Origin of the sequence: Robertmurraya mangrovi (assembly GCF_034427655.1) — a bacterium.
In the GTDB taxonomy this organism is placed as follows: domain Bacteria; phylum Bacillota; class Bacilli; order Bacillales; family Cytobacillaceae; genus Robertmurraya_A; species Robertmurraya_A mangrovi.
The window spans coordinates 128333-150627 of record NZ_JAXOFX010000006.1; the positions used below are offsets into that span (position 1 = coordinate 128333).

Sequence of the window (22295 nt, forward strand, 5' to 3'; positions counted from 1 at the left end):
AAAAAGAGCTGCTGATCTAAACTAGTTCAGCAACTCTTGCACCCGTTATCAAAATAAAAGCCTTGTATTTAATATGAACGAACAGGAGAAATAAGATGAAGATAGGAAGAGTTACCAACAGGTTGGAGTAAGACAGGGCGCATGGAACCACCAAAACTTAATTTTATCTCTTCCTCTTTTACTGCTTTTAATGCATCCATTAAAAAATTCCCATCAAGAGAGATACTTAATTCTTTTTCACCATCAATTGCTTTTACATTTTGTATTTCTTCTATTCTACCAACTTCGGAAGAGTGGGAGGAAATTTTAATTTTATTACCATCTACTATTTCTAAGTTTACGTTGTTATTCTTCCATTCACTTGCAAAAAGACAAGCTCGATCGATACCCATTAATAGCTTCTTTGTTTCAAGCGTAATGATGGTCTTTGAATCTTTGGGTATTAATCCTGAAACATTGGGATAATTCCCCTCGATTAATCGTGAAAAGAGAGAAGTAGTATTTGATTTAAATACCATATAGCTTTCGGTTACAAATAGATGGATTAATCCTGATTCATTTTGAATTAACTTAAGAAGCTCATTAAGGCTTGTACTTGGAACAATAAATGAACCACTTACATCTGAATCTATTGCAAGTTCTCTTAATGCTAAACGATGGGAATTGGTTGCAACACAAGTAAGGTGGTTTTCATTAAATGACAGATTTACTCCGGTCAAGACCGGTCTGGTTTCACTCTTTGATACCGCAAAAGCAGTCTGTTTAATCATATCTATTAATTCGTTACTAGAAATCACTATTTTATTAGTTTCATCAATCTGCCGAAGACTTGGGTATTCTTCAGAATTAAAACCGTTAAGGCTCGTCATAATTTCATCGGTTCGCAAGGTAACTACTTGTTTGTCACTAACTTTTAAATGAATTTGATTGGGTAATTTCTTAACAATTTCACTTAAATATTTTGCAGATAATACGACACTACCAGTTTCAATCACTTCTAATACCTTTCCTCCATCTATTGTCAGAGGAATCACTTTTTCAATAATAATATCCGAGTTACTTCCTATTAGAACTAGGCAATCTGGATGTGCAGTCAATTTAATACCTGACAAAATAGGAAAAGGTGTTTTTAAAGATACAGCTTTATTCACATCCGATATTGCTTTATTAAAACAATCACTATTAATAATAAATTCCATTAAGTCCACTCCATGTTATTGTTATGCATAACCATTCGACAAATATTTTAAAAACCCTTTCATCTATCGACTAAGATTAACGGGTTGACAAGTTATCGGACAAGTCATTTTCAACTTACGCACCCGTTAATTGAAGTGTAAAACTTCACAATAAGTTTAATGGCTTTTTATAATCAAGGTCCAATCTATACAATAAAGAGCCGCCAAATTGACGGCTCTAAATTAAGAAACAAAAAATGATTCTTCATGTATTTGACTTAAAGAATCTTTTTAATCTGTTGTCTTAATATATGAATTTTATTTTGAACAACATCCCAAACAATACGATAATTTATTGAGAAATATCCATGAATCATCATATCTCTCATACCAGCCATTTTTTCTCCATTCAATTTGAGGGTTATCTTTTCTTATTTGTTCAGGAATGTTTTTTGTTGCTTCTCCAATGACTAATATGTTTTTGATTACTGCATCAGAAACCAAATCGTTGTCTATAAAATCATCAAATGAAAGTCCAGCTGTAAATGTTTCAATTTTTACTGCAGCAGTATAAATATCTTCTAAAAAGACTTTAGGCTCCCTCTGCATATTTAGCACTCCTTAAAATAATTGGTTTAAGTGCTGGTTTTATATCATCGAGAATAACCAAATCTACTCGTTTTTGGAAGATATCTTCAAGGGTGAATTTTAAATCCATATAGTTATCAAACGTCATGGCATCTTCCTCAAATTCGATTAATAAATCAATATCACTTGATTGTGTTTGCTCTTCACGAGTATATGAGCCAAATAATGCAATACGCTTTACCCCATATTTACTCTTCCACATTTGCAAATTTTTCGAAAGATACTCAAGTATTTCATGTTGCGATAACATATTAATCACCGCCATTTCGAGGTTTTCAAATATTTTTCATTATAGCACACATTTTTTTAGTATATTCATATCTAATTCAACATTTCCTTTTTACACTGAGCGATTGTTGTACCAGAAACTCACCCGTTAATGTTATCTAACCTACACCGTTAGCTCAATAATAAAAGGCGCGATCTCCCTCTTGAAAAATCACACCCGTTACTTCAATAAAATTTATTATTATCTTTCAACCCATACTTTAAAAACATTTAAGATTTCCTCTAAATTTTCTGGACCACCATAACCAACAAAGTGAAAACTATCTAGTTCTTGTCCAAAGTCAGTTTTACAATAAAGCCAGTCGGTTTCAGTCCGTTCAATGTCTATACTTTCAAAGGGTTTATTCCTTACATCAGTATCTTCTACACTAATCATAATACTCCATCCCGGATTATCTATGGTTTCAATTCGAACTCCAAATCCGTGTTCCCAATCACCATTACATTGCTCAAAATACCATTGTTGAAGCCATTTTAATGTCTCCATTACATCCTCCGTGTAATATCATCCGTTCCATGAAGTCATTTTTCTTACAATTCTACTTGGTTTCGATACATATAAAGTGTAATGGCATTTAATATTAATGTACCGATGAGAAGGATGGCTGGAACTGATGCGATAACACTCATTGTATCCATAAGAGCACCCCAATCCTCCGCCTTTATTCTTTCATAAAAACTACCAATCTGAAAAAATAACGCTATAGAACAAGAACTTAGGCTTACAATAGAAAGAGTAATCCAATTCCTTGAACGCTTTTCATACCTCGTTATACTAATAGCTGGAAGAATCCAAGCAACTAGTCCAAGCAAGAGACTTCCAAGATTAAGCCAACCAATCATATATAATCTCCCTTTTATTAACTTACAGGAATTGTCTGTATAGAATATGTTTACTATTTAGACTAGGTTAAGAAATAGGAGCTCCCACCCATCTTTTGAAGTTTCGCCCCCGTACTTAAATAATCCTTAAAAGTATTTAATACTCAAACCCAAATAAATCAAACCTGAAACTGCAATAAATCCAGTGAAAAATAAGACTTTATTTCTGTTAGACCATTTTTTCATCCATCCCCATCTTTTTAGGTCTGTATCAAGCCAATAGTAGTCAATGACAACTGTTAAAATAAGAATAAGAAAGATTAGAAAAGAATTCATTAGCTCACCTCACTCTCTATTATCCAGTATATGTTAATACAGATTATACCATAATCGCTATTAAACAAAACTAGACCGTTAGTAGAATAGGAGTAAAGAGCTGACGATCCAAATTGATTTAACCCTTGCACCCGTTACTTTAAGTGCAATACTTCACAATCTTAACGCCTTTTTAAACTTAAGTTCCTTAACTGAGTTATAAAAAGACTATAAGTAATGTCCATAGGAAAAGCCACGAAACACCGATTTGACAGTGTTCGTGGCTTTTTAGTGGTTAATTTGGGAACGTCTTATTGAATGGATAAATTTAAGTCCTTGCACGTTTCATTTAAGAACGAATAGAGCCATAATGATGTCGACCCTCAAAAAGAAACGCAATGATACTCTCATAATAAGGTATAAATTTTTTTAGTTTGATTAGCTCTAAAATTTCCTCTTTAGAAGCCCATTTGGCTGCTTGTACCTCTTCAGTCTGTAAAGCCAACTCATTCAAATCGAAGTCATATTCAATTAAATAATAATCATCAAAGCCACGTTCAAAGTTAATAGTAAATTGTGGACGTATCTTTTCAAAGTTATAATGAATTCCCAACTCCTCGAATAACTCTCTTGAAGCAGCCTGCTGACTTGTATCGCCTGCAACAGCACTACCACCACAAGTGATATCCCAAAGGTTCGCCCATCCTTGCTTAAAAGGCTGACGCTGCTGAATGAGCATCTCTCCTTTTGAATTAAATATACATACGTGTACTACTAAATGAAACTCGTCTGATGTCATTTCATCTCCACGAGTTATTTGTTTCTGTACTTTATTACGATGCTTATCATATAAATCCCACTTTTCCATTTTAAACTCCTTATGTATATTTATGTAATAAGATTCTTAGTTTATTATACAATAAATTTATAAAAATGAATTTTACAAAAAATATTTAACCATTAGCTTAATGCCCTGTATAAGTGTTAGCCAATTGTTGAAGGATAATAAAATGAAAATGATACACTCGAATAACCAGCCTAAGCTTTTTGCACAAGTGGTCTATCATAAGAATAAATGGTTATCATCGGCTTCAAAAGCACTTATTAATCTATTACTATCAAGTAAAACAGAACACCTTAATACCCTGGTAAGTAAGGGGCATTTATAATTTTTCATTAATTTTTAGGATGCTTTTGTTTTGCTTGAACAACCCCTTTTACTGTACCTACAGCCAAAAGAGATAGTAAAGCATTTAAAATTACAGAAATGATTATAATTAAAGGTAATTCAAAAGCGGCAGAAACAATGAACCCAGATAACATACTAATTAGAATGACAATGACGGATTTTAAGTGAGGAAACAAAAAAGTGATTAATCCACTTCCAATTAACACCAATGAACCCATTACTAAAAAATAGAAACCAAACATGGTCCATAATTCCAAACGATCAACTCTCTTCAAATATCTAGATTAAATAATTTTTTGAATTTGTATAGTGAATTTCTGCCAACTATCAGCGTAAACACCATGCCAATAATAGCCATACTGATACCGAAAATAGATATGGGTAGCTGCGTAGCAAAGGATTCTGAGCGTCCGCCATTAACCCATGTGTAAGGAATCATACCTCTAATAATTATAATATGGATCAAGATTGTCAAAGAATAAAAAATTATCCCCATAAATACAGCAGTTTTCATACTCATTCTTCTAAGTTTCTCTAATATAAAATCACCTCATTTATAGTAAATTACTATTCCTATGTGATTTTCCATATGATATTTTTTGTTCAAATCCCTCTGAATTCTAAAATTTAGGCTAGTATTCTAATTAAATGAACCTGCTTCGTTCTTTTACTTTCATTGTATAATTCTATGATGTAATTTCTTTATTATTTATCATCTTTAGTATCAAAATGATCAAAATAAGTGATAGAAGCAGCATCAATACAGGCAAACACTGGGTATAAAATCGGAAAGCCAAAAACATTTATGATTTTAAATTCATCAAATAAAAATGTCACTGTATTCTTTCATAAAATATTTCACCTGTACTTTCTAGTTTTAAGGTGAGGTTGATTTCCATTCTGTACAAAAAAAAAGAGAAGCTTTATTATGATTGCTTCTCAAAACTTAAATATTGCAATGGACTAAAATTCTATTAAAACAAATTAAGCTGAATCATAGAACCACACCAGCTACTTTTCCCATTTTAGCAAACTTTAAAAATGCACCCTTTTAGATTCATTCTTTACCAAGATGATATTTCGGGAGATAGATGATAGCCTTAAATAAATCTCCGTCTATTTGTATGTTGAATTTCCCTTTTTGTATTTCAATTAAGCTTTTCGCAATGGACAGTCCTAACCCGCTACCTTGGCTGGTTCTGGACTCGTCACCTCTCTTAAAACGCTCCATTAATTCGTCTGCTGAAATATTTAACTCAGTAGCAGAGATGTTTTTGAAGGTAATGAGGATTTCACTGCCCCATTCCTCAATAGATATATATACCCTTGAACCATTGAGAGCATAATTAAATATATTTGATAATAAATTTTCTATGGATCTCCACAATAATTTCCCATCTGCTGTAATATATACTTTCTCCGGTGGATAACTCAACTTAATATCTAAATCTAGTAGTTCAATTTTGTCATTTACTTCTCCTAGTCCTTGGGTTAATAAAGACAAAACATCTATTTTTTCAAGATTGACTGGAATATTTCCGCTAGACGCCTTTGTCGCTTCAAATAAATCCTCTGCTAATGTTTTTAGCCTCTTTGACTTTTGATCCAGAACGTCAATGTATTCTTCTACCTTTGATGGGTCCTTTTCATCTTTCAATAAATCAACATAATTAATAATGGAAGTTAAGGGATTCCGAATATCATGCGATACATTAGTAATGAGCTCCGTTTTTAGCCGCTCACTTTTTAGTTCGTTATCCACCGCTTTTTTCAATCCGTCCGTGATACTATTAATGTTGGAAGCAAGCTTGCTAAATTCTCCTTTTCCTCCTACTTCAATACGGTGATGAAGATTCCCTTCCTTAATTCTCTCTACCCCGCTCTGTATAGAGTGAAAGGTCTTGATTTTCTTTAAGGCAAACCAGGCTGCCAAGCCAATCGTGACCGGAAACATAAAGAATGTTAAAGCAATTACTATCGGATAGCCAATGACAAGTAGTACTGTCTTTACACCGACACTACCGCTATGATATACATCCCCTATAAATTTTACTAGTTTGTGAATCAATGTAAAAATCAATGTATGTTTAAAAAATGTTCTATTTTTGAAATGTTTTACGAGTAACAGAATCAGAAAGAGTCCCAGAGCGGCCACAGGAATCGTGACAGGTATGATCATGTTTTCTATATTCTCAAACACATCCTCCACTAATGCCAGCCAAATTATCATTAGCATAATGCATAATATGATATTGATGTCATTGTATAATTTATTTGCCGAATGAAAATGCAGCTCTTGATCCTTAAATGACTTTCTGCCTACTATGAGCACAAGGTAAGAGAATGAAAGAATAAATCCTGTCAAGAATCCAAATAATTGGTTTACGTTTTTTACAACAATGACTTTTTTTGCTTGCCATTCTTCTAGTCTAAGAGTTAAAAATTCTTCAGGAAAAGCAACGTAAATAACGGTGTTTTCTAGATTTAGTTCATTTAGTGGATTCGTTATCATATTCAAATGTTCATTTTCTTCCGTTGCTTTTGGATATAATTCTCGTTTATATTCCTCAAACAGCATATAGGAAGGATAGTTTTTAAACTGTTCTTTTTCGGTCCATGTACTGTTCTTAAACTCATTTGTACCATCGCTCGCAAAATAAATTAGATCAGAATCCTCAATACTCTGCAAAAGCAAATGAAATTCTCTTAAATCCTCCCTAATCAGTTGATCCTTTGCCTGAGAGAGTTTGTCCCCGTACTCTTCTTTAAACTTTTTGAAATTGTTTTCTTCATTTAATTGAGGATTATAACTTCTAGAGTAGTATTGAAATTCTGAGTATAAGTTCTCTTCCACACTTCTCCATTCATCCTGGCTGATAGTTTTACCGCTTAATATATGTTCCTCATTTTTATATTCCCCTAGTAGTCTCGTGAGATCACCTATCAGATTCCCATTTTCTTGGGCAAATGCCCTACCCTCAAAGTATTCATCTTCTATCACAATGTCGAATTGCCCATTATTTACGAATTCTACCTCAACAATGGCACGAATGACCCCCGTAAAACAGACAATGGCAATGATGAAAGCGATTGTTTTTGTAATGACAGAATGACTATATTTTTTCAACTTTATATCCAACTCCCCACACCACCTTCAAATATTTTGGCTCTTTCGGATTGATTTCAATTTTTTCTCTAATTTTTCTAATATGAACGGTTACCGTATTTTCCGGACTGAAGGATTTTTCATTCCATACCTTTTCATAGATTTCTTCAATGGAGAAGACTCTCCCAATGTTTGCTGTCAGAAGCTTTAAGATTTTATATTGTACTGGTGTCAAATGGACTTCATTTCCATCGATGGTGACTAATTTTCTTTCGTCATCGATCATGAGCCCCCCTGTTTGATATACATGACTTCTTGTTTCAAGAGCCCCAAAGGTGGTATAACGCCTCAACTGTGATTTGACCCTTGCAATCAGCTCTAGAGGATTGAATGGTTTGGTGATATAATCATCTGCCCCTAAATTTAACCCTATAATTTTATCTGAATCCTCCGATTTGGCAGAAAGCATAATTAATGGGATTGTATGTTCTTCCCTAATCTTCATGGTAGCTTTAATTCCATCCATCTTAGGCATCATAATGTCCATGATAATAAGATGAATCTCTTGATCTCTAATTACTTCAATAGCTTCTTCCCCATTAAAAGCTTTAACTATTTTGTATCCTTCGTTTCCTAAATATATCCCTATCGCGTCTACAATGGCTTTATCATCATCACAAACCAATATGTTCATGGAAGTTCACTCCTAAATACAAATCTCAATATATAAACACCATCCCTATAGTATTCCCTCTAACAAAATGATAGCAAATATATCTTAGCAAACACTTTATGTAATTCTTAAGATTTTCTTAGTGTTGTTAGCCCTACTCATTTTCAAACACAGGGAACTGGAATATGTATAATTAGATAAACTTTATAAAAAGGCGATTGTTCTTATTGAACAATCGCCCCCCTTATTATATTTGAGTTTTTTATCTAACATTTGGTATTCATTGTTAATTTAGTAGTGTGAAATCATTAGAACTATATTCCACTAGTTACAAATAAAGGTTTACAATATTAAAATATTAAAATATAACTAGATTATACTGAAGGAATAGGAGAATAATAATGAAGCATATTTTAATCGTCCTCACGTTGGTTATATGGAGTATATTTCCTGTAATTACTAATGCTACTAATCATGATCAACCACAGGAATCAATCGTTGAAAATAATAGTACTTTTTCTGCACTTGAGGAAATAAAGCAAATATTAAAAGAAAGTTACTATAAACAAGTACCTGAAGATGTGCTAAATGCTAAAACAATAGAAGAACTTTTGAGCAAATTAAACGACCCCTATACGGACTATATGAGTAGCGAAGAGTTCGATCATTTTTTAGAAATGTTGAATCAAAACTATTCAGGAATCGGAGTAGCATTAGATATATCTGACGAAGCGGTACTTATTACTAATGTATTCAAAAATGGACCTGCAGATAAAATGGGGTTACAAAATGGGGATATCGTTACTAAGGTGGATAACCATGTTCTAACAGATCAACCGATAGAAGTAATTCAATCGTATTTCTTAGGGAAAGAAAATACAGTAATCACTGTCACTGTTAAAAGAGGAAAGAAGGAACTAGTTTTTTCTGGAAAAAGAGAAACGATACATATTCCTTTAGTTGAAAGCAAGCTTTTAGATGGAAATGTTGGTTATATCAAAATCACATCTTTTGGTGAAGAGACTTATGATGAATTTCTCACACATCTAAATAAATTAAATAAAAATAAGGCAACGAAATGGATCATAGATCTGCGTTCCAATGGTGGTGGCTTAGTCCTTCCTGCCCTACAGATGATGGATCACTTCATTCGTTATAAAGAAGATCCAGTTTTAAAGTTTGTATATGGGAATGGAGAGGAACCTATATTACTCGAGAAAACTAATTTGCCTTTAAACAAGTCTATTATTTTAACCGATGAATACACTGCCAGTGCATCGGAAATTCTTACCTATGCGTTAAAAACAAACCAAGCCGCAACCATTATGGGTTCAAAAACATTTGGTAAGGGTGTTATACAGGCTTCTGATAATTTATCAGACAATAGTTTATTAAAGTATACAGTAGCTGAAGTTAAATCAATGAATAATGAGAGTTATAACAACGTTGGAATTACACCTGATATAGAACTTAATAACCTTTTCCCTACTATTAAGTCTGCTTCTGATCAGTGGTTATCATTTGCCCGATTATATCAACAAAATAAAACAGGGAAAGCAACATTAAATGATATAAAAGTGAATATAGCTCCAGGTAAGAAGATCACACTTTCAAATTATCCTTTATTAACAAATGACTTAAAAGAAACGATTCAATCTCTGATGGCTCAAAAGAAAGTCGAGATACTTACCAAATCCGGATGGGTAGTAGCCTCTCCATCAAAACTATCAAGTATTAAGGTGAAAATGTACGAATTAGGAGATGGTTTATATGTATCAGAATCTAATTCTATTAAATATGAAACACCTTCTAAGAAAATGTTAGTAAAATTAAAAAAAGAAAACAAGGTGGCTTGGGGAAAAACCTATCTAAAAAAAGGCCAGATTGGAAGAGTGACCATCCTATCAAATACCCCACTGTACAAATTGAACTCAAGTGGCAAATATATTCTGCAATCTAAAAGCTTAAATTCTGGTAAACAATATCCTGTCTATAATTTAAAAAAATATAGTAAATAGACAGTTATCTTTAAATTCAAAAAAGTAGAGGATATATGTACAAGTTTGAAGGGACCCTATATAAACAAAATCTGGGTCCCTTAGTTATCTCTATTTATTTTTAGTTTTGACGAATCAATCATTTAACCTGTAAACCTAGTCCTATTAATAACACTTAGATCATCTTAAGTTGTCCATACTTTAATGTTACTAATTTGATTATTGATATTTACAACGGTAAATCTTTTCTTTTAAAGATGAAAATACCAAAAAGATAGAGGACAATGGATAACCCAACAAGAACGGTTAATTCAAGACCATAGTTTCCACCTTGAATCATTGCATCAGAATCATATAGAGTGATGAGTGTAAAGTTTTTCAAGGCTTCTAAATTTTCATTCATTCCAGAAAGCATATTTGTTGCAAAGAAAAACACGGATAAACCTGCACCGAGAGCAAGGGAACGGCTTGAACGGTTAAATAAACATGATGCTAAAAATGTAATCCCGCTGAATGCTAAGCTCAGGAAGAACGATCCTAACGTTAGGATGAAGAACTTATCTACTGGTAACTCACCAGGCTGAATGGTTTCAGCGACTCCGAAACCTACACAAAATATCAATCCAAACATGACAACAAGTGAAGATACAAAATAGATGATACTTGTAACAGTATATTGGGTTCTTGTAATAGGAGTAGAAAGGTAATAGGCCATACTACCTTTATCTACTTGATTTGCAATCAGTTTGTTACCAATAATGACACAATATATGATGGCAAAGATGAGAGTGAAGTTCCCAAAAAATTGATTCGCTACAAAAGAGATTAAGGTTGTGATATCACCTAAAGGATTTATAGGTGTATCAACACTAGCTCGTGCAATTTCATCCATCGTTTCTGGAGTGAATACACTCATAATAATCCCAATTAGCAAGGAAAGAGATCCACTAACTATAGAGAATATTTTTAGATTTGATTTCACCAAATGAGTAAATAAGGATGTATTAAGCATGGTCGTACTTCCCTTCTTTATAAAAGTCCATAAAATAGGCTTCAAGCGAATTTTTTATTTCACGAATGGAAGATACATCTCTTTTAGAAAGAGCACTTATCAGTTCGTTCATTTTCATATCCTCTATTTCTACAATGACCTGCAATTGATCTTCATGGACCTCAAGAATGGAGAAATCTTCCTTTTGAATAGATTCAAAGTCTTGAACATTTCGAAATGAAAGTTTAAATGTGGTTTTATCATATTGCTTAAAGTCCTGTGAATCCAAAACTGAAATGATTCGACCTTGTTTTATGATGGCAATCGTATCGCAAGTCCCTTCAATTTCCTCAAATAGATGAGATGACATAAGGATACTTTTCCCCTTTTGTTTTTCCTGTTGAATTAGTTGAACGAATACTGATTGCATAAGTGGATCTAGCCCTGTTGTTGGTTCGTCAAGAATGAGTACTTGAGGGTCATGCATAAACGCACAAACAATCCCAACCTTTTGCTTCATCCCCTTGGACATTCGTTTGATTTGTGTTGATGGATCCAAATCAAACATATCTAGCAACTCTTGAGCCCTTTTCATATCGCGAATACCACGCATATGAGCAGCATGCTGAATGAGCTGTGTACCCGTCATATTCTCTGGAAAAGCAATCTCAGCAGGTAAATAGCCAAGATGTTTTTGAATTTCTTTAGACTGACTCCAGCAATCTAAATTTAATATAGTCGAGCTTCCACTTTGTGGTTTAATGAACCCTAATAAATGTCGCATCGTAGTCGTCTTTCCAGCGCCATTTGGACCAAGGAAGCCAAATACCTGTCCTTCTTTAATTTCGAATGAGATATCAAATATTCCCCTATGGTTTCCGTAATCCTTTGTAAGATGTTGGATGCTTATTGCTGTCAATTTAAATCACCACACCATTTCCACTTTATTTATCCGACAACATGTCGTATGATTTAAGTGTAATAGTTATAAAACTCCCCATCAACCAACATTTACGTCTCAATTGTTGGATTTTAAGAAACCAGAGGAGGAAGAACGATGAAGAAGAATCCAACCATCACAGCTCAAACAAAGCAAAATTTAATAGATGCTTTTTGGGAGCTATATTGCACTAAACGAATTGAGAAAATCACCATAAAGGAAATTTCTGCGAGAGCGGGTTATAATCGATCTACTTTTTATGAATATTTTTCAGATGTTTATGATGTCTTGGATCAAATGGAAAACAATTTAATAGCTAAGCTACAGGAGTTACCTCTGCAACAACTATCCTCACCTAATGAAACTTTTCCTTTTGAAGCCATTTTTAACCTGTATTCTCAACATAGCAAATATCTAGTAGTCCTTCTAGGAGAACACGGAGACCCAGCATTTCAGCACAAAATGAAAGCTAGTATGAAGCCGATGATGAAACAAGCCCTCCTTTCACACGGAGCAAACGATGGTTTCGAGCTGGACTACACAATGGAATATGCTTTATCGGCTATGATTGGTATATTAAGCTACTGGTTTGGTCAAGAAGAAGCTCCATCTATTGAAAAATTGATGGAATTATTATCCGAGATTTCAAGTGAGGGAGTTATGAAGAAGTTACTGAGATATGAGTAAAAATTCTTTACCTCTCTGAGATAGAAGCAATAAATTTATTCGTACTTTCTATTAAAACTATACAAAACACTTCGTTATTAATAACAAAGTGTTTTTATTTTAAGAACTTAGAACAAGAAGGCTTATACTTTGTCCAAGTACATGCGAGTAGTAAGGGTTCAAATAGAGCTCCTACTAAATCAAAAGCTCAGGAAGGACATCATTAAAACTTTATATGGCTGTCTCAATCGATTCTTCTCAAAAGAATCGATTTTTTTCAAATTTATAAAAAATTGGGGTTTTATTGTGATCAACACAGGCTTTCTTGGCGTGCTCAAAAGAGTTATAGTTTAAGATAATAACAAATGCTAGAAGTAATAAAGTAAGTATTGATGCTATAATAAGCTTCACATCAAAAGCCTCTTTTTAAAAACTTGTGTCCTCTGCAACTCTACTCCCATGTTTGTACAATAAAGGACGAACAAACTTCTTTTTGAAGGTACCAGTTAGTTGAAGAAAAAATCACCTTTTAATTGCTTTTTAGCTTCTTCTACGATATGTGTTATTAATGTTTTCTCGGTGATATGATGGATGTTATCACCATAACGAAAGTCATCAATCTTCTCACTAATTTCATACCATACTGAATATTCTTCGTTAATAAAATGCTCTCTAACAACCTCATACATACGATAGGCAAGTCCAATAGCGTGATTTTCTTCATGTATAATTTTCAATAATAAATCCCTTATATAGAATCTTACACACTCTTCTTGTGAAGGTTTCTTTAAATTCAGTTCAATTGAAGCTCTATTAAAATAATCCTCAACTTCGAACATATTAAGGGGTTCACTTAACGAAGATAGGATATTTAAAGACGGACTAGAAAAACCATTAATCAACATTTGAATGGCCCAATTCACATAATCAATTGGTTTTACATCACCTTCATATATATTATAGTATAAAATCTTCGTATCCACTTTCTGCCCCCCTTACCATTACATATCTTTATATTCGATAAGTAGACCGGTGAACCCTTCCCACACTGTACTGCCTCAATTAAATGTTTCCTAATACGCGAGTAGGTGAAGGTACACTTTAAGCTAAGCTGGTTGTTAGCCTATTCATCATTCGATTCCTTCATCCATAAGGAAAAAGAATAGACCAAAGCATATGCTTTTGGTCTATTCATGAGTGTGCTCTTCATTTCAAAACTGAATCTGTTAGTCTCTTTTCGAACTATTGTACTTTCAGCCCTACATTCGAATGAATTGTCGTATAAAAAGTAAAATCCCTGTTTTCATATCGTATCTGATTTTCATTCATTTTCCGAATATTGATCTTATTATAATCATCATAACGTAGGAACATCGAGTAGCTGGATGATGGAAGTTGTTTTAACAGTTCCATATCAACCACAAGCCTTCCCTCTCCTCCCCTGTCTACTTCAACAGGAAACGAATATTCCAAATTCACATCTTCTCGGTCTCTAATGATCACGTCTGTAATCCGATCCACATAATCCCCATACACCGTGAAATCAAGGATATACTTGTTATCATAAAACTGGTCCTCTTTAAATATCGCAAGCATCGGCACTCGAATATTTTGATGTTTTTCATCTAGAAAAGGCGCTACATAGTATGGGAGGTTGTCCTTAATTAATACGTTCTTAACCTTTTCTTTCTTCTCCCACTCAAAAAGCTTCTCCAGCTGCTTTGTCTTGCCTTCCTTAAAGAGCTCGAAAGCGACTTTATTTAATGGATTATGAAAATTTTCAGTGATGTCATAGCGTAATCCATTCGTTGTTTTCAGAATTTCGTTAAATTTATTGTAATAAAGCTGTTTGAGCTTTGTTTTCTGAAAATGGCCCGTATTAAATAATCGAGTAATCGAATCAAATTCATACAACCGATTCATGATCATTTTTTCTTTTTCGGGCTCTAAATTTTTTTGGAGAATATAATGAATCACCTTAATATTACTATCCGTTTTTTGCATAATATTCGTTTGTTTCGTTAAAGAAGCATCATTATCATCTAGCCTGTTTAAGTAATAAATAGGTGCTTTAGTGGTAGAAATCGTATTACAGTGAATCAATACATCCATGAAAAACTGTTTATCCTCAGCAAACTTCATCTCAGGGAACACAATACGATTCTCTTTAATCACACTTGCCCGTACCATCCTAGCCCGTGGCCCTAAATGTTGAAAGATATGAGGAATCGAGTACGGAGAAACATTTCTCCGTTCTTTACACGACTCGTGCTCTCCTACAATTTTTGAACCATCGTTTTTAAGCTGGATCGTCTTTCCAACCACATAATCATCGCCCGTTTTCTCTAAAATATCATGCAAGACCTCTAATCCATTTGGTTCCAGCCAGTCATCTGCATCTAAAAAGGTTATGTATTTTGAGGTCGATAATTGAACGCCAAGGTTACGTGGCTGGCCAGGCGTACCCGTATTACATTCTAAAAAGACCGCAAATATATTTTCATATTTGGAGGAGTACTCTAACAAAATATCTCTCGAAGAATCAGTCGAACAATCATCCACTAAAAGATACTCAATATTTTCGAACCCCATCGTTTGATTGATGACAGAATCGATCGTTCTCCGTAAATACTTCTCGGCATTAAATACCGGTGTAATCACCGTTACCTTCGTTTTTTTCGTTTTATGTTCTAGCTTGTTATCAACGATATAATACCCGTCTGCGTTATACTCATATGGACGTTTTTTAGTAAATTTTATCGTTTTTAAAACCCATGGTACCTTTACCATAAAAAATTCTCCAACCTTCTGCTTTTTTTGATATGTAAAATGAACAAAGATAGTGAGACAATGACGTTTTATTTCATTTATCAACTAAATTCTGTAAAATTATTCATTTTTCACACCATACAGTTCATTAACTTAATTAGTCCGTCATAAAAGTGAGTGTTAAATCAACTTTTGAGACAGCCTCTTTTAGTATTATTTTCTGTAAAAGGAAAGGATATTATTTATGACAAAGAAAACGTTTCTTGATTCCAAAAGAAAAATCCTGAAGGCCACATATGCCGTACAGGATTTGAATAGCCAAACCATTTGCTTTATCCATGATTAAAGTAGCAAGTACATGCACCAACTATGATTAACAAGATAAATAACACGACAATTAAGATAAAATCATTGTTCCTATGTGTAGGATAACAATAAGCATAAGCTGGAGCTGTATAAGTTGGAATAGGGGCAACATTCGGACTAACAGCAGGAGCTGTCTGAGTAAGCTTAGGAGGAAGATTCACACCCTGAGTCAGAGGGGCATTTAAATTAGCATACATTTTCATACTTCCCTTCTAAAAATAGGTTTTTCACTACATGATATTCCCCCATGAGATTTTTAGAGCCCGTCTATAAAAAAAATGGGTGCGTGTCACGGACAGTCATAAAGGTCAACCCACTAAATATACCCTATCTCCCAGATTAAATTGTCCAGTCTTTATAGCTGTAATTATCAAGACACTTGCTAATAAAGTAATGCCCCTGCTAAGTATGGGGCATCTCAATTTTGCTTTATGTCACGTCTCTCTTCCTTTGTTCTGTTAATTTTCTTACCACTGATGACCAAATAACTCTTTTTCTTCATCTAAGCTAATTTGTAGTTCCTTTGCTGCAGAGGAAAGAAATTCTTTGCAAAAGTAATAGCTTTTGTGATGTACAATGTAACCATCTTCAATTTCAACCGTCGTTACATCCCAAAGGATAGGTCCAGCTTCAGTTTCCTTTGTATAAATAATGGCAGGCTTCCCCCAAAGAGTAATGAATTTCGCTGATAATTTTTGGCTTGAACCACCACTAGCCCAGTCACCCATTGAATTCTTGCGTATTTGAACCCTTCCAATATCCATTCCTCTGCCAACCACTTCATTCGTTGCATATTCTGCTAACAGAGTACCGATTGTTTTGAAATCTCCTTTAACAAACGAATCCATATACTGTTTAATTACTTGATTTTGTTCTCTAGAAATTGTGGTATTCTTTAGATTTTCTTCCCTCTTAAGATTATTTAATTTTCTTATGTTGTTTCTAGCTCTATTCAATAATGAATATACAGCTCCTTCTGTAGAACCGATGATTTCAGCTGTTTCATTCGAAGTAAACTTATAAATATCTACTAATAAAAGCACAGCACATTGTTTTGGTGGAAGATTGAGTACTAGAGTCTCTATAGCTTCGTAAACATCACCAAAATCGACTGTCTGTTCATAAAGTTCTTCTGATATAAATTCCTCTGTCTGAACATTATTTTTTCTAAGACTATCCATCCAGGTGTTTGTGGCAATTCGAAACAAATAACTTTTTGGATTCATCGCCTGTTTAACTCTACTGAGAGATGAGAATGCCTTTAATAATGTTTCCTGTAACAAATCTTCTGCATCCCATGGCGAACCAGTTAACTTCCTACAATAATTCCAAAGGGTACTTCGATAAGGTTGAATAATTGAATGAAAGGAATGATTGATTTCTTCCATTTCCTTACTAATCGTTAATAAGTCTTCATTTCTACTCATAATCCATCTCCTATAAATTTTCTTCACTATTTAAGACGGTAATGATTGATAAAACCATACGGCCTTTATAAATTTTTTTCATCCTAATCATTTACCTCGGTTTTTTCCACAACAAAGAGCATTAATCCTTCTTGCACTAATACTCTTGATGATTTCTTTAAATTGACTACCCTTTTATACCACTATAAGAGGAGTGCACTTGGTTCTTTAAAAATGGATTACTCCATTAGAGAGGTATAAATATTTTTAAAAGGTCAATCAACTAAATAGACCTTATCTCCTACAGTTATAAGTCCAGTCTTTTTAACAGAAGAATACATACCGAAATTTAGATTCATTTCCGCGTTAACTTTCTTTAACAATAAAGGATCTCGCTCAAGTGTAACAGGATCAATGGTGATGATCGAGCAACGTTCACAAAAAGTATCGATTTGTAGCTTTGCACTACCTACTAGTAGTCGCTTTCCTATCCAATCACTTTCGTTAAACAACTGGTCATCTATTGAAATAATTAAATTTGCTCTAAAACGACGCTTATCTATTTTCTTTTCTATAATATTTTCAAGTTTTCGTAATGAAGCATCAGTGATAATCAGGACACTTGCTACATCGACAGACATAAGTTCAGGGTCTTCAGGGTTCGATGCTTTGATATCTGTCATTGATATTTTTCTATCTGAGTAATTTTGAATTTCAGCCAATAAGTCTTCATTCCAACTAAAAATTTGTCCACCTGGTGAAGTTATACTAATTTCATCACCGACAAGTCTAGCCTTATATGTAAGCATTTTTGGTATTGTTCGAGCGGTTACAAAACTATCCCATCCATCCATAGTTTCATCATAAAAGGCACAAAAACGATCACCATATAATCCATATGTATCAATTTTGCAAGATTCCAAACTCTCTCCTGCAAATGATTTAACAGGATAACGGTTTATTTCCGTTAATTCACCGACTAAACTCAATACATTCCCTCTTTTCAATACAGTTTATTTACCATCTTGATTCCTTTGCTAATTTAAGCACTCTCATCACATTCTAACAAAAAACCTTCAATCACTTTAACATGTTCTTCTCCTCTCGAACACAAAATAGCCAATAGATATCCCTTGCTGACTTTTTTCACTATTAGTAAGAAGAAAATACACCCAAAATTCACGAACATAATTTGTCACACTATCTGCCACCATAAACTTAAACAGTCAATAAACGTTCACTTCAATGAATTAAATGAAGGTGTATAATAGTTTGTGTAACGTTTCACAAAGTTTACATAGGAAGGGACATGATTTGAATGGGGTTTTATAATCCGCAAGAAATTGCCAATTACACCTCTACCATAGGGAAGAAGAAAACAAGTCTGACAGTCATAGAATCTAGTATTCTAGGATTTCAAGCTGGAGCCTTTGTAGCGTTAGGATTTTTATTATATATTCGAGTGACAGCTAGTATGCCAGCTGAGTGGGGAAGTTTCTCTAACTTTATTGGTGCCTCTGTATTCCCTGTGGGACTAATTTTAACTTTATTAGCTGGTGGAGAACTTTTGACAGGGAATATGATGACTGTCCCCCTATCCCGTATGGTAAAGGCAATCAGAACACGACAAGTTCTATTTAATCTCTTCGTTATTACGATTAGCAATTTTATTGGGGCATTATTTGTAGCCTACTTTTTCGGTCATATTATTGGATTAACTGAAACAGGTGCTTTTTTAATAAAAACGGTTGAGGTTGCCGAGCACAAATTAGAAGCAAACTTTTTGCAAGCATTTGTATCCGGTATAGGCTGTAACTGGCTAGTAGCATCAGCTGTTTGGCTCAGTTACGGTGCAAAAGATATAGTAGGAAAAGTATTAGGAATTTGGTTTCCGACGATGGCTTTCGTGGCGATTGGCTTTCAACACGTCGTAGCGAACATGTTTGTGATCCCTGCAGCAATTTTTGCTGGTCACTTTACATGGATGGACTATTTACACAACTTTGTTCCTGTTCTACTTGGAAATGCGGTTGGTGGTGGCTTGTTTGTTGCAGGAGCTTACTGGGTTGCTTATTTACGAAGAGATCCAGTACCTCAATCAAAACAAGCTAACGAGGAATCTCCAAACTCTTCAAGTAAGCCAGTATCTAAATTGGCTTAGATACTGGCTTACTTGAACTATAGGAAGAAAATTAACAATAAAAAATTATATACTTCTAACTATTTGCAGGTCTGTTATTAACCATTCATATACATCCTCTATTTTTAAATTCAAAGAATGATTAAGTTTATCTAACTCAACCCATTCTTTAGCTATTTTCATTATTAGAGGATAATCTTCTGACATTAATTCATGTACTGCATTCGCTTTTTCATAACCAATACTAAGGTCAAAATAAACATTTAGAAGAATGGATAACTGCTCTAAATATGTTACGGGTCCTTCTATAACTATTGGTTTCTTACTAAGATAGGGTGTAGTCCCCTTCAAATTAGTACTACCGCCATATTTATCTTTAGCGGCATACTTAAGATTACGGATTCCGCTCATATAAAAAGCACTAAAACAAAGGGGACATGGTTCCAAGGTTGAATAAAGAACATATGAATTTACGTTTTTATGTACTCGATTATCTAACTTTAGTAATGCATTAACCTCCGCATGAGCTAATTCGTTATTTGATATTACCGTATCAGATAATTGCCCAAATGTAGCACTTTTACCTGTGGAAACTAAATTACCTTTATCATCTATTACAATGGCCCCGACAGGTCGTGACCCTTCTTGAAAAGATTCCCAAGCTACTTTAAAACATTCTCTCCACTCATTTGAAAATTCAGACCACTTTATTTTAAACACCTCTACTAAAATAGGATTTATATTGTCTTAATTACTATATTTCGACAGTGTTTGATTGATCCCTTCTGCTTATGTTCATGTTAATTCCAATCTATGTATCTTGCGTCTCCCCCAAATAATTCATCAGCTATCAATATACCATCTTTATCAAAAGCTCTAATAGTCCATGTATCCTCTGAATATTCGTCAGTGACAAATAATACATAGTTATTCTCTACTTGTTTTACATAATATTCGTCCATGTTTTCTCTTACATCATCAAGCGATAATTCATATTTATCCGTTGGCGCGACACCTTCCATATGGTTTCCCAGTACAATATACTCGATGTTTGAATTTTTGGCGGTTTTTATCGCAACTAAAAAATCATCATTGTCACCAATTCCACAGGCTTGAAATGGTTTACCTTCTTCTACCATATAACCCCATGAACCACCATCATACCGATACAAAAAACCAAGCCTTTTTTCTATTTTTGCCACTCCAAATGTCTTATGTACTTGATCTTCAAATAATACTGCTTTCGTGTTCTTTCCGATTTCACTCGAACGAATCATTTTAACATCGCCTGGTACAGCATTTACCACATTAAAGTGTAATTCTGATAAACTACCGATTAAAAATAAACTTAAAATCGCAATAACACCAAATAAAACTTTTTTCATTGATTTCACCTCTCTTATGCTATTTTACCAAAGATAACCAATGTACTGTATCTTTTTCCTAAATTTTCAACCTGTTGTAATTTTATAAAGAAACCTCAAATGCTGGAATGGGATCTTTTAGAAAAACCTTATTACCAAGGTTCACTGGTTAAAAAATATTTAGTAAAAAGATACTTCTAAATCATTTACAATCTAATATACTTGTTTTAAAATCTAAAACGTAATAATTACGGTTATTGTTTTTGTATTTTATCTTGATTAAAAAATGATTTTGTTAGGAGTTTGCGGATATGAAATTCAATAAGTTACTTTCTACTTCCATTTTTACACTAAGCCTTATACTTGCAGGTTGCGGAAACTCGGAGACTGTTAAATTGGAAAAAAACGAAACTGAAAAGTTAACCATCTATACAACGATTTATCCTCTTGAAGATTTCACGAAAAAAATCGGAGGTGACTATGTTGATGTACAAAGTATTTACCCACCGAATGTAGATGCTCACTCTTTTGAACCTTCTACAAAAGACATGATTGCTCTGGCAAAATCTGATTTATTTATCTACACTGGAGTTGGAATAGATGGGTTTGCAGAAAAAGCAGGTGAATCTCTGAAAAAAGAAAAAGTTACTATTTTAGAAGCAGGAAAAGGGATTGAACTATTAGAATCCTCTATAAACGAGGAACATCATCATGAAGAGGAAAGCGCTGAGGCTGAGGGTCATGAACATGAAGACGAAAGCGATAAGGCTGATAGTCATGAGCATGAAGAAGAAGAACATAATCACGGTGACTATGATCCTCATATTTGGTTAGATCCTATTCGTTCAATCGAATTAGCTGAAAACATTAAAGATAGTTTGAGTGAATTACAGCCAGAACATTCTTCAGAATTTGAAAGCAATTTTATTCGGTTAAAAAATGAATTGGAAAAACTCGACGAAGAATTTAAGACAGCAATAGAAAATTCTAAAACAAAGTATATATTAGTAGCTCATGAAGCCTATGGATATTGGGAAGAACGTTATGGAATTGAACAAATTGCTATAAATGGTTTATCTCCGACCCAAGAACCATCTCAGAAAGAGTTACAACATATTATTGAAGAATCAAAGGTACATAATATCCAATATGTTATTTTTGAACAAAGTGTATCACCAAAAGTGGCAAAGATTATTCAAAAGGAATTAGGAGCAGAATCACTATCCCTTCATAATCTTGAATCCATCACAGAAGAAAACATTAAACAAAAAGATGACTATTTCAGCATCATGCGAATGAACTTACAAACCATTAAGACGGCTTTAAATAATTAATAATCCACTAACTTCCATGATAAGGAATATATATAAAATTATCTCCCTCCCACTTGTTGGAAAGGATTCTTTTTAAATATCTCTTTGACAAGCCTAGAGTCTA

General features: G+C 33.8%; 25 protein-coding genes. 5 read left to right on the forward strand and 20 right to left on the reverse strand.

Features of this window, described 5'->3' with window-relative positions; genetic code table 11:
• Positions 1 to 68: 68 nt before the first annotated feature.
• The 8 genes from dnaN to SM124_RS11380 form a co-directional block, all read right to left on the reverse strand.
• Positions 69 to 1199 carry a DNA polymerase III subunit beta gene (gene dnaN / locus SM124_RS11345; RefSeq protein ID WP_322446636.1) on the reverse strand — a complete coding sequence of 377 codons (1131 nt, stop codon included), beginning with the start codon at positions 1197 to 1199 and terminating at the stop codon, positions 69 to 71.
• 257 nt (positions 1200 to 1456) lie between these two features.
• Entirely contained in the window at positions 1457 to 1522 is a 66-nt protein-coding gene (locus tag SM124_RS24075) for a hypothetical protein (RefSeq protein ID WP_407691403.1), read from the reverse strand.
• The gene (locus SM124_RS24080; RefSeq protein ID WP_407691401.1) at positions 1497 to 1787 is read right to left on the reverse strand and encodes a HepT-like ribonuclease domain-containing protein; all 291 of its coding nucleotides are present in this window, start codon (positions 1785 to 1787) and stop codon (positions 1497 to 1499) included. Before SM124_RS24080 ends, SM124_RS24075 begins: the two co-directional genes overlap by 26 nt.
• Positions 1771 to 2076, reverse strand: a complete 306-nt coding sequence (locus SM124_RS11360) for a nucleotidyltransferase family protein (RefSeq protein WP_322446638.1) — start codon at positions 2074 to 2076, stop codon at positions 1771 to 1773. The genes SM124_RS24080 and SM124_RS11360 overlap by 17 nt, the downstream gene beginning before the upstream one ends.
• A 219-nt stretch (positions 2077 to 2295) precedes the next feature.
• Complete coding sequence (locus SM124_RS11365) at positions 2296 to 2601, reverse strand: immunity 53 family protein (protein WP_322446639.1); 306 nt, start codon at positions 2599 to 2601, stop codon at positions 2296 to 2298.
• A 44-nt stretch (positions 2602 to 2645) separates the two neighbouring features.
• Positions 2646 to 2957, reverse strand: a complete 312-nt coding sequence (locus SM124_RS11370) for a hypothetical protein (RefSeq protein WP_322446640.1) — start codon at positions 2955 to 2957, stop codon at positions 2646 to 2648.
• Positions 2958 to 3083: 126 nt separating this feature from the next.
• The gene (locus SM124_RS11375; protein WP_322446641.1) at positions 3084 to 3272 is read right to left on the reverse strand and encodes a hypothetical protein; all 189 of its coding nucleotides are present in this window, start codon (positions 3270 to 3272) and stop codon (positions 3084 to 3086) included.
• A 328-nt stretch (positions 3273 to 3600) separates the two neighbouring features.
• Positions 3601 to 4119 (reverse strand): NUDIX hydrolase, encoded by a 519-nt coding sequence (locus SM124_RS11380; RefSeq protein WP_322446642.1) that lies wholly within the window; start codon positions 4117 to 4119, stop codon positions 3601 to 3603.
• A gap of 142 nt (positions 4120 to 4261) precedes the next feature.
• Here SM124_RS11380 and SM124_RS11385 point away from each other — a divergent pair, with 142 nt between their 5' ends.
• Positions 4262 to 4420 carry a hypothetical protein gene (locus SM124_RS11385; RefSeq protein WP_322446643.1) on the forward strand — a complete coding sequence of 53 codons (159 nt, stop codon included), beginning with the start codon at positions 4262 to 4264 and terminating at the stop codon, positions 4418 to 4420.
• Positions 4421 to 4427: 7 nt separating this feature from the next.
• On the opposite strand, the gene SM124_RS11390 is transcribed toward SM124_RS11385, so the two are convergent.
• From SM124_RS11390 to SM124_RS11400, 3 genes are all read right to left on the reverse strand, one after another.
• Positions 4428 to 4697, reverse strand: coding sequence for a hypothetical protein (locus SM124_RS11390; protein WP_322446644.1), 270 nt, complete (start codon positions 4695 to 4697; stop codon positions 4428 to 4430).
• Positions 4698 to 5497: 800 nt separating this feature from the next.
• The gene (locus SM124_RS11395) at positions 5498 to 7579 is read right to left on the reverse strand and encodes a HAMP domain-containing sensor histidine kinase (RefSeq protein WP_322446645.1); all 2082 of its coding nucleotides are present in this window, start codon (positions 7577 to 7579) and stop codon (positions 5498 to 5500) included.
• The gene (locus tag SM124_RS11400; RefSeq protein ID WP_322446646.1) at positions 7554 to 8240 is read right to left on the reverse strand and encodes a response regulator transcription factor; all 687 of its coding nucleotides are present in this window, start codon (positions 8238 to 8240) and stop codon (positions 7554 to 7556) included. Before SM124_RS11400 ends, SM124_RS11395 begins: the two co-directional genes overlap by 26 nt.
• Before the next feature lie 380 nt (positions 8241 to 8620).
• Between SM124_RS11400 and SM124_RS11405 the strand changes: the two genes are divergently transcribed.
• Positions 8621 to 10237, forward strand: a complete 1617-nt coding sequence (locus tag SM124_RS11405; RefSeq protein WP_322446647.1) for a S41 family peptidase — start codon at positions 8621 to 8623, stop codon at positions 10235 to 10237.
• A gap of 208 nt (positions 10238 to 10445) precedes the next feature.
• Here the strand turns inward: SM124_RS11405 and SM124_RS11410 are convergent, their stop codons facing one another.
• Together SM124_RS11410 and SM124_RS11415 are read right to left on the reverse strand one after the other, a co-directional pair.
• Positions 10446 to 11228, reverse strand: coding sequence for an ABC transporter permease (locus SM124_RS11410; protein WP_322446648.1), 783 nt, complete (start codon positions 11226 to 11228; stop codon positions 10446 to 10448).
• Positions 11221 to 12126 carry an ABC transporter ATP-binding protein gene (locus tag SM124_RS11415; RefSeq protein ID WP_322446649.1) on the reverse strand — a complete coding sequence of 302 codons (906 nt, stop codon included), beginning with the start codon at positions 12124 to 12126 and terminating at the stop codon, positions 11221 to 11223. The genes SM124_RS11410 and SM124_RS11415 overlap by 8 nt, the downstream gene beginning before the upstream one ends.
• A gap of 138 nt (positions 12127 to 12264) precedes the next feature.
• On the opposite strand from SM124_RS11415, the gene SM124_RS11420 reads away from it, so the two are divergent.
• Positions 12265 to 12834: a TetR/AcrR family transcriptional regulator gene (locus SM124_RS11420; protein WP_322446650.1), complete on the forward strand. Its 570-nt coding sequence runs from the start codon at positions 12265 to 12267 to the stop codon at positions 12832 to 12834.
• Positions 12835 to 13319: 485 nt separating this feature from the next.
• Here SM124_RS11420 and SM124_RS11425 read toward each other — a convergent pair whose 3' ends face one another.
• From SM124_RS11425 to SM124_RS11445, 5 genes are all read right to left on the reverse strand, one after another.
• Positions 13320 to 13796 carry a hypothetical protein gene (locus SM124_RS11425; RefSeq protein WP_322446651.1) on the reverse strand — a complete coding sequence of 159 codons (477 nt, stop codon included), beginning with the start codon at positions 13794 to 13796 and terminating at the stop codon, positions 13320 to 13322.
• 259 nt (positions 13797 to 14055) lie between these two features.
• On the reverse strand, positions 14056 to 15603 hold the full coding sequence (locus SM124_RS11430; RefSeq protein WP_322446652.1) for a glycosyltransferase family 2 protein: 1548 nt from the start codon (positions 15601 to 15603) through the stop codon (positions 14056 to 14058).
• A gap of 311 nt (positions 15604 to 15914) precedes the next feature.
• Positions 15915 to 16151 carry a YjcZ family sporulation protein gene (locus tag SM124_RS11435; RefSeq protein ID WP_322446653.1) on the reverse strand — a complete coding sequence of 79 codons (237 nt, stop codon included), beginning with the start codon at positions 16149 to 16151 and terminating at the stop codon, positions 15915 to 15917.
• A 264-nt stretch (positions 16152 to 16415) separates the two neighbouring features.
• A complete protein-coding gene (locus SM124_RS11440) occupies positions 16416 to 17375 on the reverse strand; it encodes an RNA polymerase sigma factor (protein ID WP_322446654.1) in 960 nt (319 codons plus the stop codon).
• A 254-nt stretch (positions 17376 to 17629) separates the two neighbouring features.
• Entirely contained in the window at positions 17630 to 18343 is a 714-nt protein-coding gene (locus SM124_RS11445; RefSeq protein ID WP_322446655.1) for an MOSC domain-containing protein, read from the reverse strand.
• Positions 18344 to 18672: 329 nt separating this feature from the next.
• Between SM124_RS11445 and SM124_RS11450 the strand changes: the two genes are divergently transcribed.
• A complete protein-coding gene (locus tag SM124_RS11450) occupies positions 18673 to 19515 on the forward strand; it encodes a formate/nitrite transporter family protein (protein WP_322446656.1) in 843 nt (280 codons plus the stop codon).
• A gap of 45 nt (positions 19516 to 19560) precedes the next feature.
• On the opposite strand, the gene SM124_RS11455 is transcribed toward SM124_RS11450, so the two are convergent.
• Entirely contained in the window at positions 19561 to 20214 is a 654-nt protein-coding gene (locus SM124_RS11455) for a nucleoside deaminase (RefSeq protein WP_322446657.1), read from the reverse strand.
• Between the two features lie 80 nt (positions 20215 to 20294).
• Positions 20295 to 20879 carry a hypothetical protein gene (locus tag SM124_RS11460; RefSeq protein WP_322446658.1) on the reverse strand — a complete coding sequence of 195 codons (585 nt, stop codon included), beginning with the start codon at positions 20877 to 20879 and terminating at the stop codon, positions 20295 to 20297.
• Between the two features lie 290 nt (positions 20880 to 21169).
• Between SM124_RS11460 and SM124_RS11465 the strand changes: the two genes are divergently transcribed.
• Positions 21170 to 22192 (forward strand): metal ABC transporter substrate-binding protein, encoded by a 1023-nt coding sequence (locus tag SM124_RS11465; RefSeq protein WP_322446659.1) that lies wholly within the window; start codon positions 21170 to 21172, stop codon positions 22190 to 22192.
• Positions 22193 to 22295: the final 103 nt, after the last annotated feature.